Raw genomic sequence first — 15,319 nt, 5'->3', positions numbered from 1 at the left:
CCACGTTGCCGAGCGAGATGACATAGTTGCCATCGTTATGCATGGTTTTAGGCACCATCCAGTGCGGTGCTTCCTGTGATTTTTCATCTGACAGCAGGAAGAAGGTTTTATCTTCAGTCACCGGGACATTCAGCGGGGCACCTTGTTCTTTCCAGTCCGGGAACAACTCGTTCATAGCTCGTGGTTCAAGTACAGCACCAGACAGAATATGTGCACCGACTTCGGAGCCTTTTTCTACGACACAAACGGACAAATCGTTTAAGTTGTTTTCAATTGCAAGCTGACGGATTTTGATCGCAGCAGAAAGACCCGCAGGGCCTGCGCCTACGATGACGACGTCAAACTCCATCGATTCTCTTGTTATATCTTCCATAATATAAAATCCAATTTCGCTATACGATATTTATAGCATTATCTAAATCGGTTATGAAGCTTATTTTTGATCTTTTTATTTGAAATAGGACTTTATCTATTTTTTAAATCTTATCTATTTCACCGTATTAAAAAGGTTTGCTGTAAATTATAGATAAAGGAAGAAGATGTGTAGATTGGGTATTCAATAAGAAGAGCGACTGAATGTCGCTCTGATAATTAATTTTTTATATGTTATTGAGATTCATTGCAATATTATTCACCATGTGAATCAGACGCGGTCCAATTTCATTTTCCAGTTTTTCCTGATTTAACAGATAACTTGGGGCACCACAGTTAAACGTTAATATCCCATGTTTGGGGTGAACCAACGGAACTGCCACGGAATTCACATCCTTAGCCCAGTCACCTAAAGACAGACAGTAGCCATAATCCTGATAATCACGGATTGCACGTTCCAGATTACGCTTGATGGTTGGCCACTGATCTTCGTTTCTTTTCTTGATGGCATCAAATAAATATTCGCGTTCCTTCACATCCATCGCTGCCAGACAGGCCCGTCCCATGGCACTGCTATGAATCGGTAAAGTCGAACCGACAGGGCGGCGCATGGTTAGCGTCGATTCTGTATGTACCACTTCCAGATAAATCATGCTCAAACGGTCACGGGTAGCCATTGCCACAGGGGCTTGGGAATAACGGGACATTTCTTCCATAAACGGATAAGCCTGAGTCCGCGCAGAAATATTACTCAAAGCTGCATAACCCAAAGCCAATACGCCAACATCCAACAGATATTTCGTGGTATTCGGTAGTTGTTTTAAATAACCTAAAGAAACCAGGGTGCTGGTAATACGGGCCACAGTTGGCTTGGGTAAGTTGGTTAATTGTGCAATTTCCTGATTGCCAAGCAATTGATTGGTCGCTGAAAAGCAACGTAAGATTTCCAATCCACGCGCAATAGACGCAATAAATTGAGGATTATTTTCTCTATGAATATGTGAAATCGGATCTAAACGGATTTCATCAAAGTTGGGAATTTCACCAGTTTTATTTTTTGTCATGGTCAGGGCAATTAAAGTTAAATTAATGAATATGATAGCAACATAATTTCACGATACAAAATAAAACACTTCTACAAAAGATAAAATATAGGAAAAAGTGCCGAAATTATTTGTGGTCGAAAAGAATCCTGTTACCCAACTTTGAAGACAATATAAAATCATCTAGTTTTTTAGGTTTAACACGTAGCCAATATATTTAAAAAGTTTCGATTTCTCCGAAAGAGTCAGTGATCGATAAATATTACAGCAAGAAAAAAGGTTTAATTATCTATTCAAAAAAACTGATAAATAGAATAATCACTCATCAAAATATTTCGTATCGTGAAATTAAATATTAAACACAAATCAACTGGAATACCAGAAAAATTTCATTTTTTAGTTAAAATATAAAATTTTTAATAATTTCACTTGCTCAAAATGATTTTATATGATTATTTATTTCGTAATACGAAACAAAAATAAGGGTAAAGGAATTTACCTAAATTATATCCATGGAGATTCATATGATTCGTGATCCGGAAATGCTCGACCAACTTCTGTCAACGATTCGCGATTTTGTAAAAAATGAACTGGTGCCTCTTGAGCATGAAGTAGAAGAGAACAATGCCATTCCTGAACATATTGTGGAACAGATGAAAGAGCTGGGCTTGTTTGGCCTGACGATTCCTGAAGAATATGGTGGTTTAGGCATTACCATGGAAGAAGAAATTCTGGTCGCGATGGAATTGGGCCATACATCGGCTGCCTTTCGCTCTTTAATTGGTACTAACAACGGCATTGGCTCAAGCGGCATCATTATCGACGGTACAGAAGAGCAAAAACAGAAATATTTACCGCGTTATGCAACGGGCGAAATTATTGGTTCATTCTGTTTGACCGAACCGGATTCCGGCTCAGACGCTGCTGCTTTAAAAACCAGTGCAGTCAAAGACGGCGATTATTATATTTTAAACGGAACTAAACGCTTCATCACCAATGCACCACGTGCCACGACATTTACCGTGATGGCACGTACCAATCAAGAGATTAAAGGTGCTAGCGGTATTTCAGCATTTTTAGTTGAAGCAGGCACGCCTGGTTTAAGCCTAGGTAAAATTGACAAGAAAATGGGCCAACATGGTTCCTATACCTGTGATGTGATTTTTGATAACTGTAAAGTGCATAAAGATCAGCTGATTGGCGGTGTAGAAGGAATTGGCTTTAAAACAGCTATGCGTGTGCTGGATAAGGGTCGTCTGCACATTGCCGGTTATAGCGTCGGCATGGCAGAGCGTATGCTGGAAGACGCACTTAACTATGCAGTGGAGCGCAAACAGTTTGGTCAGCCCATTGCGAATTTCCAGCTGATCCAGGGTATGTTGGCAGACTCCAAAGCCGAGATTTATGCAGCCAAATGTATGGTTCTGGATGCTGCGCGCCTGCGTGATGCTGGCCAAAATGTTACGACTGAAGCCTCTTGTGCCAAAATGTTTGCAACTGAAATGTGTGGTCGAGTTGCTGATCGCTGTTTGCAGATTCATGGCGGAGCGGGTTATATCAGTGAATATTCAATTGAACGTTTCTACCGTGATGTGCGTCTGTTCCGTTTATATGAAGGAACGACACAAATCCAGCAAATTATTATTGCGCGTGAAATGATTAAACAAGCAACCGCCTGATCTCATAATTTTAAAATAAGGAAATATTAAAATGACGACAAAAATTAGATTTGATTGGCAAGACCCATTCCTGATTGAACAACAACTCACTTCAGAAGAACGCATGATCCGCGATGCAGCGGCAGCGTACTGTCAAGACAAACTGATGCCGCGGGTACTGGAACAGTTCCGCCATGAAAAAACCGATCCGGCTATTTTCCGTGAAATGGGTGAACTCGGCTTGCTTGGCCCAACCATTCCGGAACAGTACGGTGGTGCAGGTTTAAATTATGTCAGTTATGGTCTGATTGCCCGTGAAGTTGAACGTGTTGATTCAGGTTATCGCTCAATGGCCAGCGTACAAAGCTCTCTGGTGATGGTACCCATTAATGAATTTGGTTCTGAAGAGCAAAAGCAGAAGTATTTACCAAAATTAGCAACCGGTGAGTATATTGGTTGCTTCGGCCTGACCGAGCCGGATCATGGTTCGGATCCGGGCAGCATGATTACCCGTGCCAAAAAAGTCGAGGGTGGTTACCGTTTAACTGGCGCAAAAATGTGGATTACCAACAGCCCGATTGCTGATGTATTTGTAGTTTGGGCTAAAGAAGTTTCTGCCGAAGGTAATGTCGGTGACATTCGTGGCTTTATCCTAGAAAAAGGCTGGGAAGGGCTTTCTGCTCCAGCGATTCACGGTAAAGTGGGTCTACGTGCCTCGATCACCGGTGAAATTGTAATGGATAACGTCTTTGTTCCAGAAGAAAATGCATTTCCGGAAGTTCGCGGTTTAAAAGGGCCTTTTACCTGCTTGAATAGTGCACGTTACGGGATTGCCTGGGGTGCCATGGGAGCTGCAGAGTTCTGCTGGCATACCGCACATCAATACACCATGGACCGTAAACAGTTTGGTCGACCACTCGCTGCGAATCAGCTGATCCAGAAGAAACTGGCAGATATGCAAACTGAAATTGCACTCGGTTTGCAGGTGGCTTTACGTTTTGGCCGCATGAAGGATGAAGGCATTGCTTCAGTTGAAGGTACATCACTGATCAAGCGCAACAACTGCGGCAAGGCACTGGATATTGCCCGTTTGGCCCGTGACATGATGGGTGGAAATGGCATTAGCGATGAATTCGGTGTAGCCCGTCATCTGGTTAATCTGGAAGTGGTAAATACCTATGAAGGTACCCATGATGTACATGCCCTGATTTTAGGTCGTGCACAAACCGGAATTGCAGCCTTTTGCAACTAAACCTGACATCAACTTCTAGCCAGCATTGCTGGCTAGATTGTTTTACGGGTTTAAGAATTGTGCTTAATCACATCATTCAATGTATTGCTACGTGATTTCTGCAGAGAAAATTTATCAAGAACTTTGAAAATCATTTTATACCACCTTGCTAAAGCGTGGTAATGATCAGCGAATATTCTATATTTCACCTAAATAATTAAGTGAAATATGCGTTTTAAAAAGGCACAGGAGTGCCGAAAAGTAGAAAGAGCATTATGGATACGATCAATTCACAACAACACCCAGTGGAAGGTGGAAACGAACCCAAGCAAAGAGTCTGGATTCTGGCCTTTATTTTCTCATTTTTAGCATTATTGGTTGATGGTGCTGATATTGCGTTATTAGCCTACAGTCTGACCAGTCTGAAACAAGAGTTTTCATTAAGTAATATGCAGGCCGGTGCCTTAGGGAGCTGGACGCTTGCAGGCATGGCTATCGGCGGTTTTTTTGGTGGCTGGGCTTGTGACCGTTTTGGCCGGGTTCGTGTGATCGTCATTGCCATCGCATTGTTTTCTTCATTAACTTTCTGGTTAGGATTCGTAGAAAGTTATGATCAGTTCAAATGGCTACGCTTTACGTCTGCAATTGGACTAGGTGCTCTATATATTGCCTGTAACACACTCATGGCAGAGTATGTACCCACCAAATATCGCTCTACAGTATTGGCAACGCTTATGACTGGCTGGACTTTAGGCTCGGTGGTCGCAACTGTTCTGGCTGGATGGCTATTGCCTGAATTTGGCTGGCGATACCTCTATTATATTGCCATTATTCCAATTGTACTGGCCTTCGCGATGTACTTCTTGGTGCCTGAACCGAAAGCCTGGTTAGATGCGCGTAAAGCACGCCTGGATGCAAAAGCCAGTGGTATTCTGCAGGAAAAACCAAAAAATACTTTTAAAATGATTTTTGAAGATGCACTTAGCCGTCGCATGTTTATCCTCTGGTCCTTCAGTACCGCATTTTTACAGTTTGGCTATTATGGAGTCAGCAACTGGCTACCGGCGTATTTAGAGACTGATCTGGGAATCAAGTTTAAAGAAATGACCATGTATATGATCGGGACTTTCCTGATCATGATGTGTACCAAAGTTATTGCTGGTTTTATCGCTGACCGGATTGGCCGTCGTGCGGTATTTGCTTTCGGCACTATGGGTACTGCGATTTTTATCCCTGTGATTGTCTTTGGTAATACGCCTGATAATATTCTCTGGCTGATGTTATTTTTCGGTTTTCTCTATGGTATTCCATACGGTATTAATGCGACTTACATGACAGAAAGCTTCTCCACCAAAGTACGTGGAACAGCCGTGGGCGGTGCCTATAACGTGGGCCGACTGGGTGCTGTATTTGCACCTCTTACGATTGGCTATTTTGCTCAAGGAGGCTCAATTGGTACGGGCTTACTGATTATGGGCATTGCCTATTTTCTTTGCGGCCTGATACCCGCTTTCTTTATTAAAGACCGCTTATTTGATCCACAAAAGGCAGATTAATCTGCAATTGCAATATAGATAGAACATGCTAGGAAGCAATATGATGAATAAAATCACGCAGGATATCGAGACGGTACTTAAGCAAATTCCTGATGGTGCACACATTATGACCAGTGGTTTTGGCCTGGCAGGTCAGCCGGTAGAATTAATCGAAGCATTAATTGACTTTGGTCCTAGAGACTTAACCATTATTAACAACAATGCAGCTTCTGGAGATCGTGGTCTAACCAATCTGCTGTTGTCTGGACTGGTTAAAAAAATGATCTGTTCATTTCCACGGGCCAATAACTCAACCGTATTTGAAGACCTGTACAAGGCAGGAAAAGTTGAGCTGGAACTGGTGCCACAGGGTAATCTGGCCTGTCGTATTCAGGCAGCCGGTGCTGGCTTAGGGGCTGTTTTTACTCCAACCGGTTTTGGCACCAAAATAGCTGAGGGTAAAGAAACCCGTAATATCAATGGAAAAGATTATGTGCTGGAATATCCGATTCATGCAGATTATGCCTTTGTGTATGCCAATCAGGCAGACCGTTGGGGCAACTTAACCTACCGTAAGGCAGCACGGAATTTTGGTCCAATCATGGCCAAAGCAGCAAAAACCACCATTGCACAAGTCCATCAAGTTGTGGAACTGGGGGAGCTTGATCCAGAGATCATCGTAACGCCAGGGATTTTTGTACAGCATGTGGTCAAAGTTGGAGATATTAAATAATGAATATTCAAAAACGTACACGTGAACAGATTGTGGCCAAAGTTGCACAAGACATTCCAACTGGCTCTTTTGTAAATTTGGGTATTGGTTTGCCGACACGCGTAGCTGGTTATTTAAAACCTGAACAAGGAGTAATTCTGCACTCGGAAAATGGCGTTTTAGGTTTTGCTGCATTGAGTGATCCCGAACAGGCAGATGATGACCTGATTAACGCCGGTAAAGAACTCGTAAGCATGTTGCAAGGTGGCAGTTTTATGAATTCTGCGGACTCTTTCGATATCATGCGAGGCGGGCATCTGGATATCTGTATCATGGGTGCTTTTCAGGTGGCTATTAATGGTGATCTGGCGAACTGGCATACCGGTAATGCTGATGCTGTACCTGCTGTAGGCGGTGCAATGGATCTGGCAGTGGGTGCTCGATGTGTCTATGTTTGCATGGAACATGTGACCAAAAACGGTGAAGCAAAAATTGTTGAAGAACTGAGTTATCCTCTAACAGGTAAACATTGTGTCAACCGTATTTATACCGATCTCTGTGTGATTGAATTAAAAGACAACCAGGCTCAGGTTATTGAAATAGTGGATGGCTTAAGTTTTGAAGAATTGCAACGGCAGACTGGCTGTAAATTAGTGGACAGTCGTCAATAAGCAGCCTAAAAATAAGTCCGCAATATTCTGATTGAGTAAAAGTATAGTTTTAGATCACAGCTTCGGCTGTGATTTTTAAATTTTAGAATTATTATCAAATACACGTAATATTGACCATATTTCCGCATTTTAAAGATATAAATACAAACTTTTGCTAATGATTATTTGAATAATAAGTCTAAAATGTTAACAAGCTAAGGAAGGTAATAGTCTGAATGAATAATAATTGTGATGATCAAGAAATTTTTCATATTTTTAATTTGATTGGTCGCCATACTGAACTTAAACCTATCCTCGATGTCATTAGCCAGTGGCTTGAATCGCGTATTCCAGATGCGCTTGTCACCATTATGCTCTATAAGGATGACACACAAACTTTAAATATCATAAGTGGTAAACAACACTTCTCAAAAGAGTACTGTAATGCTATTCAAGATTTGAAAATTGGGCCAAATCAAGGATCGTGTGGCGTAGCTGCTTTCTTACGTCAGTTGGTTATTAGTCCGAATTTAATGAAAGACCCAAACTGGCAGCCTTATCGTGCTTTGGTAAATGCAGAAAAATTGTCTAGCTGCTGGTCTATGCCGATTATTAATGCTTCAGATATTCTGTACGGAACGTTTGCTACCTATTATCGAACACCAAAAATACCGACTGAGCATCATATTCAGCTTTTACAACAAGCGGCAAAATTAGTTGCTCTGGCAATTGAGCTTGATCAGGAACGCCAAAAAAGACATGAGCTTAATGAAAAATACAGCTCATTTTATACCTATCATCCAGATATTATTTTTGAACTTGACCTACAGGGACATGTGCTTAATACCAATATTGCTTGCGAAGAAATTACAGGTTTTTCTAAAGCGCAAATTCATGGTCAGCACTATTGTGCCTTCATACCGCCCGAATTCCATGAACTTGCTAACGTTTCATTTTCAGAAGCGGCGCAAGGTAAATCTCAACATTATGAACTTCCAATTTATAATGTTGCAGGCGATATCTTATGGCTGGATCTGACCAATTTACCGATTATTCAAAATCAGAAAGTCACCGGTATTATTGGCATTGCCCGAGATATTACTGTATCGCGTGAAAACAAGGAGTCTCTACGATTATTAAAACGGGGGGTAGAGGCCAGTCCGAATAGTCTTTTTATTACCGATGTCTCTGAAGAAAGGCTAATGGTGTATGTAAATCCGGCTTTTCTAAAGCTCACCGGTTATACAGCAGCAGAAGTATTAGGACAAAGCTGTTTTTTCTTACAGGGTCCAGATACTGATCCGGATCAGATTGCATTACTCAAGCAAGCGGTCAAAGAACAAAAAGAAATTCAGGTGACTATAAAAAGTTACTGTAAAGATGGTAGCTGGTTCTGGAATCGTTTAACTATAGGTCCTATTTTTGACCAGACAGGAACCTGCACCCATTTTTTGGGGATTCAGGAAGATATTACCCAGCAACGTATTCACGAAGAATATATTCAGCATCAGCATACCCATGACCATTTAACCGGTTTACCGAACCAGTATGCATTCAAACAGATTCTGGAAAATATTTTTGAAGCACAGCACGAGAGCTCACAACCTTTAGTCTTGCTGTATATAGATCTGGATGATTTTAAAAATATCAATGACAGCTTAGGTCATCTGGTGGGTGACCAGATTCTCAAAAGTGTGGGCGAGCGGCTGCAAAAATTTGTTCAAGGCAATAATGTGCTATGCCGCTTCGCTGAAGATGAATTTATTTTGCTGCTCTCAGGGACAGATGAGCATACTGAAGTCGAGGCGATCGCCGGAGAAATTCTTGATCTTCTTTCCATGCTGTTTATTGTTGATCAGTACAAAATACATTTAAGTGCCAGTATTGGTATTGTGGCAGATGACAGTTCGATCCATCATTCTTCTGAATTGATCTACCAGTCTGTTTTGGCGATGCAGGAAGCCAAAAGACAAGGTCGTAATATGTGGCAGTGGTATGAAAAAACCAGAATGCAGCCTGTCGCAGAAATAGACTATACCAATCTGCGTCTGGAACTCATGGAAGCGATCAATCAAGAAAATTTTGACCTGTTCTATCAGCCGCTGGTTCATCCTGAAACTGGACTGGTAACAGGTGTAGAAGCTTTAATCCGTTGGTGCCATCCACAGCAGGGTTATATTTCCCCAGCGATTTTTATTCCACTTGCAGAAAGAACTGGGCAAATTATTAGTGTAGGTCAATGGGTATTGGAAAAGGCCTGTTTAGATATTGCCGAGTGGAACAAGACACACAATAGCCAGATCACGGTATCGGTGAATATTTCTCCTTTGCAATTCCGTAGAGCAGGCTTTTTGCAGGTGCTTGAACATGCACTTGAACTCAGTCAATTACCGCCGGAATTACTTAAAATTGAAATCACGGAAGGTGTCATCATTAATGGTGCAGATCGAACCATAGAAATTTTGAAAGCAGTGCGTGCTTTAGGTGTACAGGTCGCCATTGATGACTTTGGCACAGCTTATTCGAGTCTCAGTTATCTGCGTCGCTTGCCGATTAATCAAATCAAGTTAGACCGTAGTTTTATTGAAGAGCTGACCCTCGATGGTCAGGATGCTGCAATTGTGCAATCGATTATTCATCTAGCCCATCAGCTGGATCTGGAAGTTGTCGCGGAAGGGGTCGAAACCGTAAGTCAAGCCAGTTTACTCTATCAACAGGGTTGTGATCTGCTACAAGGCTTCTTTTATGCAAAACCTGCACCTTTAACTGAATTGAAGCCTGTTTATCTCGCAATGGAAAATAGTAAATTGAATTAACTCTAAAAGTTAAGATATCAATATTTTCAACCGCTCTTCAGATAGAAAGGAAACGTTAAACAGGCTTAAAGAATTTTTCTATTTTATCAGCGTATCATCTCTATAATTTATGCTCGGTACAGAAAGCGGGATAAAAAAATAAGCTTTTAACCCCAAAGGTTTTTAACAGTATCTAAGGCTCAGGCTGAATATTGGCTAAATTTCTTTCTTGGTTTAAATCATAATAGTTAATCAAAAAGATCAACACGGCAAAAATAAAACCTAAAATGACGCAGGCAGACCAGCCATAGCTTTTCCATAAATGCAGCGATAAAAATGCACCCAGACCGGCACCTGAAAAATAACAGGTCATATAGATGGCATTAATCCGCGAGCGAGCCTGCATTGAAATTCGATAGACCAGATTCTGGTTCAAGACATGCAAACAGGAAATTCCAAAATAAGCCAGAATTAAGCCCAAGATATAAATCCATAAATAATTCTGGGCAAAGAATAAAGGAATCCAGGCCAGAATCAGTCCGCACGTAGCCAGATGCGCAATCCATTTTTCCCGATGCCTGCCAATCATTTTACCGGTCCACTGAGAGGACCAGATGCCGACCACCCCCACAATGCCCATGAGGCCAATCTGGAAATCATTAAAATGATAAGGTGCTTCAGCCAGAATAAAAGTCATGGTAGTAAAGATAATACTCAGCATGCCAAAGCCCAAACCTCCGATCATACTCCGCCGGATCAGCATGGGTTCTGTTCGGGCAAAGGTAAATAGTGAGCGATAAATTTGCAATATATTCATCTGCAACTGGCTCTTGGCGCTCGGCAACTGGAACCACATGGCCAGACTTAGCAGAAGAATTGCACAACCACTAAATAGGTATACCGCATGCCAGGACCATAAAGTAGAAATCAGTCCGGCCACGGTACGGGCAAACAGAATACCAACCAGAACACCACTCATGAGCAGGCCAACGACTTCGGCACTTTTATCACGTTGCGACAGGCTGGCGGCAAAAGGAATCAGAATCTGGGTGGTAATCGAACAAAAAGAGGCGAGCAGGGTAAAGCCATACAACATATGCAGATTGGTACTGGCTGAAAGCCCAATAAGTGCCAGTCCGGTACAGAACATTAAACTGCAGATGTACAGCCGTTTTTCGAATAAATCCCCCAAGGGGACAAACAAAAATAACCCGGTGGCATAGCCAATCTGGGTCAGTACTACAGTCCAGCCAGACTGAGCTACACTAATTTGCAGATCCTCTGCAATAGAATAAATCAAAGGCTGGTTAAAATAATTACAACCTGCACAGAGTGCGCAGGTCATTGCCATCATGAACATGAAACGGCGTGAAATTTGCCCTTGGGCTGACATCCTTGTCTCCTGAGGCTTTAAAAACTATAGTTGGCAGAGAAGTTGATACGTGAAATATCTGCTTCCTTATTGTCAAAGGTTTCACGTTTGCCATGATGATATTCTGCACCTAGATTAATCTTTGGAACAGGAGAATAGATCACGTTAGCCACATAGTCGGTTAAGCGCTTATTGGTTTCAGGATTCGCGCGTGCATAGTCGCTGGAATCATCAAAATCAACAACGCTGGCATTAATACTACTCCGTAGTTTCGGCGTAAATTTATGCGTGAAGCCAATATTTATACTATTGAACTCATTCAGTAAAAGTTCATTATTGGCTGCATCAACCGAATAATCTCCACCCAAGGCAGCGCCATCAGTTATTGATCCTTGAGTCAAGAAAGCGGCAATACGCTGATCACCGACCATATGGAAATAGTTACCTTGAATAGAGTTTTGATCATCTAAACGGTAACGTCCACCAAGACCTATACCCCAACCAACTTTTTCAATATCACCTGTATCTGTTTGCGCTTGCTTTTGATTGACAAAGCCTTGAGCTAGTAAATGCAGCGGACCTGATTGATGAACATATTTGGTGGTTAATGCAGGCAAAGCAGAAGAACGATCGCCACCGGCCATATATTCCAGACCGACATTCCAGGTATTTTCTGGATCAAGTTTGAAAGCATAGCTCACCTGAGGCGTACGTAGGACTGATCCACCCAGGAACAAGCTGTAATCGACAGCTTCAGTGCTAATCTCTGGTGTTGACATCAATGACCAGGCCTGACCAAACGTCCAGTTATAGTATTTTAAGTGTGCATGACGGATACGTAATCCACCATCGCCTTTACCATTGTTGGTCCAGAAGTCGGCTTCTAAACGAGCAGAAACATTCGGATTGCCTCCTAGATCTTTGGCCAGGAAACCAATCCGGCTGGCAGCCGCAGTAAAATCGGAACGGACTGAATCCGGTTCAGTAAAAGGTACTTTATTAATCTGGTTAATGGTACGTCCACGTTCTTTAGGAGTACTTTTGAAATCGACTGCACCATCAAAGCGGATCAAACCATAAACATCGACATTATCTACCATTGAACTCAGCGTTTTAGAGTCTTGCGCTTTGGCTTGTTCCTGCTGGTTCTTTAATGCAAGTTGCGCGGCTTTTTGTTGTTCTAGTTCTGCCTGGATTTGCTTTAACTGTGACTCAAGAAATTGCATACGGTCTTCAGAAGCTTCTGTTGAAAATGCCTGTGCTGAAGCAATACCACATAATGTCGCTAAAACTAATTTTTTCATTTCTTAATCCCTAAAGAAATTTTTAATCCTGAATGAAAGGAGACCTTTCTATACTGACGTGTTGTAAATATTTGAAGTGAGGAAGGCAGCGATTTGACCTGCCTTCCGAAGTAGGGTTTATTCTGCTTTTTGCGGATCGTATAAACGGTCTTTAATAAACAGGGCAGGAATCAAACCGCATAGGAAATATGCTGCACCCATTACCAACAGACCTGTACCGATCGAACCATGCATCGCCAGATAACCAATCGTAATTGGCGCAAAGATTGCACCGATACGACCAATATTGAATGCACCACCCACCGCTGTACCACGAACACCAGTCGGGAAACTTTCGGTTAGATAGGTTGCATTGATGGCATATGGAATACCGTACAGGAAGCCGAAGATTAGCATCAGTACGCCAATGTTATCGGCATTATGCATATACACCACGACAGGGATAAACAGAGCCGTTCCCATGGTGCCGAAAGCAAATACAATACGGCGGCCAATTTTATCAGCAACATAACCTGCAATAATTTTGGCAAAAATCATGGTGACAAACGTACCCACCATATACAGGGCCATTTCTTTAAACTTGATGCCTAATTCAGCTTCAAGATAACTTGGCAGCCAGTTACTTACACCGAAATAACCGAATAGCAAGAAACCAGAGCTGAATGACCATAAGATAAACATTCTGCCATGGGTTTTGTCTTTAAGAATGGTGATATATGGATTGCCTTTTTTCGCATCGTTATCCACGATCTGACCAGTTCTTTTCATTTCACGGACACGTTTCCATGATTCTGGCTCTGGCACCATAAAGTGCATCAGGATACCCAAAGCTAATGGAGCAATTGTGATCCAGTACAGCATACGCCAGCCGAACTCAGGAATAATCCAGCCTGAAATCATGGTAATCACCAATGAACCTAAAGTGAAACCAGTCATCAATGTTGCCAGTACAGTAGTACGGTATTTGGTCGGTACGTATTCTGACATCAGGGTATTACAGGCAATATATAAACAGCCTAAACCCAAGCAAGAAAGAGTACGTAAAATTGCAAATTCAGTATAAGACTGAGCAAAACCTGAGTAGGCTGACAAGATCGAGAAGGCGATGGTGGCCAGTACAATGACGCGGACACGTCCAAATTTGTCGCATGCCCATCCACCAATAAAACCTCCTATCCCCATACCCAAAAGAGAATAACTTCCTAAAGCACCAGCCTGTACAGAAGTTAGTCCCCATTCAGCTTTCAGACTGGTCAGGCTGAAAGCCAGAATCCCGATATCTGCACCGTCACAGAGCAAAATCAGAAAAGCAAAGACAAAAGCCGTCATCCATAGACGTTTTGGCGCCTGTTTGATGGTATCCGTGGAGGAGACATCGGTTTTATTGTCTCCTGTTACGATGGTATCGCTTGTCATTCTTATATCCTCTATATATTAAAAGTAGCATTTCCTCTGCTACCGCTAAATCCATTTTTCTTCCTCACGGAAACATAGTTTTCCTGATTTAACAGACTTGCTCCTGAACGCTACAGCCGCTGTATTTATTATCAGGCTACATTCGATTTTTCACTTTATTACGCTAAATCAAAATCATCTCATTGCTGGAAAATTTGATTTCGTAAATTAATTTTAAGTTCTGCCTTATGGTGATTATTCATTTAAATGGATAATCAGATTGCATTTAAAATATTTAATTCCGTATTGCGAAATCAATTAATCACAAAATAACCATCTAAACAAGAGTTTTTACTCTATTTTTAGTAAAAAATAACTTTTTTGAATTCTGGAGTTAAAAATCCTTGATTTATAGCTTGAGAAACCTTAGTTTTATATAAAATAAAATTTCGCTATACAAAATAAATGGAGATTTTAATGGAACAGGTCGTTCAAGTAGAACAAGTTTCAGCACATGTAGCGATGGTTAAAATTCATCGACCAGAAGCGAAAAATGCCCTGAATACAGAAGTTCGCCAGAAACTTGCGGCGGCATTTTTGCAACTGAATGACGATGAAAATGTACGTGCCATTATTCTTACCGGTGGTGAAACAGATTTCGCAGCAGGTGCCGATCTTAAAGAACTGGCCAATGCAGAAACCATTCAAATGATGCAGCGCCGGACTGAACGTTACTGGCAGGCGATTGCACAGTGTTCAAAACCGGTGATTGCAGCTGTAAACGGTTATGCACTTGGTGGTGGCTGTGAACTGGCGATGCATGCAGATATTATTATTGCCGGGAAAAGCGCCCAGTTTGGTCAGCCTGAAGTGAAAGTGGGTGTCATGCCGGGTGCCGGTGGTACCCAGCGATTATTCCGTGCCGTGGGTAAATTCCATGCGATGCGTATCATCATGACGGGTTGTCTGATACCAGCGCCGGAAGCTTATCAGATTGGCCTAGTGTCTCAAGTAACGGAAGACAGCGAAACCCTTGCAACAGCAATCAAGATGGCTGAAGGTCTGGCAAAAATGCCGCCAATTGCGCTTGAACAAATCAAGGAAGTGGCTTTACTGGCTGAAGATGTGCCGCTTAATGCCGGACTTACCCTGGAACGTAAGTCTTTCCAGATGCTGTTCTCATCCGAAGATCAAAAAGAAGGCATGCAGGCCTTTATTGAAAAACGTAAACCGAATTATCAGGGACGATAAG

General features: G+C 42.0%; 12 protein-coding genes. 7 read left to right on the top strand and 5 right to left on the bottom strand.

The genetic code is table 11. The annotated features are described in order from the left end of the window. Together NI465_RS13425 and NI465_RS13420 are read right to left on the bottom strand one after the other, a co-directional pair. The coding region (locus NI465_RS13425) for an NAD(P)/FAD-dependent oxidoreductase (RefSeq protein ID WP_253145676.1) at positions 1 to 373 on the bottom strand (373 nt) is incomplete at its 3' end. 226 nt (positions 374 to 599) lie between these two features. After that, positions 600 to 1,436 (bottom strand): IclR family transcriptional regulator, encoded by an 837-nt coding sequence (locus NI465_RS13420; RefSeq protein WP_004280319.1) that lies wholly within the window; start codon positions 1,434 to 1,436, stop codon positions 600 to 602. A gap of 503 nt (positions 1,437 to 1,939) precedes the next feature. Here NI465_RS13420 and NI465_RS13415 point away from each other — a divergent pair. From NI465_RS13415 to NI465_RS13390, 6 genes are all read left to right on the top strand, one after another. After that, the gene (locus tag NI465_RS13415; protein ID WP_004280318.1) at positions 1,940 to 3,094 is read left to right on the top strand and encodes an acyl-CoA dehydrogenase family protein; all 1,155 of its coding nucleotides are present in this window, start codon (positions 1,940 to 1,942) and stop codon (positions 3,092 to 3,094) included. Between the two features lie 31 nt (positions 3,095 to 3,125). After that, positions 3,126 to 4,325: an acyl-CoA dehydrogenase gene (locus NI465_RS13410; RefSeq protein ID WP_005096909.1), complete on the top strand. Its 1,200-nt coding sequence runs from the start codon at positions 3,126 to 3,128 to the stop codon at positions 4,323 to 4,325. A gap of 254 nt (positions 4,326 to 4,579) precedes the next feature. After that, entirely contained in the window at positions 4,580 to 5,860 is a 1,281-nt protein-coding gene (locus NI465_RS13405) for an MFS transporter (RefSeq protein WP_114542580.1), read from the top strand. A gap of 40 nt (positions 5,861 to 5,900) precedes the next feature. Further along, positions 5,901 to 6,572: a 3-oxoacid CoA-transferase subunit A gene (locus NI465_RS13400; RefSeq protein WP_004280314.1), complete on the top strand. Its 672-nt coding sequence runs from the start codon at positions 5,901 to 5,903 to the stop codon at positions 6,570 to 6,572. Continuing rightward, complete coding sequence (locus tag NI465_RS13395; RefSeq protein WP_253145675.1) at positions 6,572 to 7,222, top strand: 3-oxoacid CoA-transferase subunit B; 651 nt, start codon at positions 6,572 to 6,574, stop codon at positions 7,220 to 7,222. The genes NI465_RS13400 and NI465_RS13395 overlap by 1 nt, the downstream gene beginning before the upstream one ends. A gap of 215 nt (positions 7,223 to 7,437) precedes the next feature. Beyond that, a complete protein-coding gene (locus tag NI465_RS13390) occupies positions 7,438 to 10,017 on the top strand; it encodes a bifunctional diguanylate cyclase/phosphodiesterase (RefSeq protein ID WP_253145674.1) in 2,580 nt (859 codons plus the stop codon). A 172-nt stretch (positions 10,018 to 10,189) separates the two neighbouring features. Here the strand turns inward: NI465_RS13390 and NI465_RS13385 are convergent, their stop codons facing one another. The 3 genes from NI465_RS13385 to NI465_RS13375 all read right to left on the bottom strand — a co-directional run bounded on the left by NI465_RS13385 (position 10,190) and on the right by NI465_RS13375 (position 14,088). Continuing rightward, positions 10,190 to 11,389, bottom strand: coding sequence for an MFS transporter (locus NI465_RS13385; protein ID WP_004646967.1), 1,200 nt, complete (start codon positions 11,387 to 11,389; stop codon positions 10,190 to 10,192). 17 nt (positions 11,390 to 11,406) lie between these two features. After that, on the bottom strand, positions 11,407 to 12,672 hold the full coding sequence (locus NI465_RS13380; RefSeq protein ID WP_253145673.1) for a DcaP family trimeric outer membrane transporter: 1,266 nt from the start codon (positions 12,670 to 12,672) through the stop codon (positions 11,407 to 11,409). Positions 12,673 to 12,789: 117 nt separating this feature from the next. After that, the gene (locus NI465_RS13375) at positions 12,790 to 14,088 is read right to left on the bottom strand and encodes an MFS transporter (RefSeq protein ID WP_005100333.1); all 1,299 of its coding nucleotides are present in this window, start codon (positions 14,086 to 14,088) and stop codon (positions 12,790 to 12,792) included. 456 nt (positions 14,089 to 14,544) lie between these two features. On the opposite strand from NI465_RS13375, the gene NI465_RS13370 reads away from it, so the two are divergent. Beyond that, positions 14,545 to 15,318, top strand: a complete 774-nt coding sequence (locus tag NI465_RS13370; protein WP_114541734.1) for an enoyl-CoA hydratase — start codon at positions 14,545 to 14,547, stop codon at positions 15,316 to 15,318. Position 15,319: the final 1 nt, after the last annotated feature.

The organism is Acinetobacter lwoffii (genome assembly GCF_024129855.1).
Classification (GTDB): domain Bacteria; phylum Pseudomonadota; class Gammaproteobacteria; order Pseudomonadales; family Moraxellaceae; genus Acinetobacter; species Acinetobacter lwoffii_L.
This window is presented reverse-complemented; position numbering and strand designations above follow the sequence as displayed.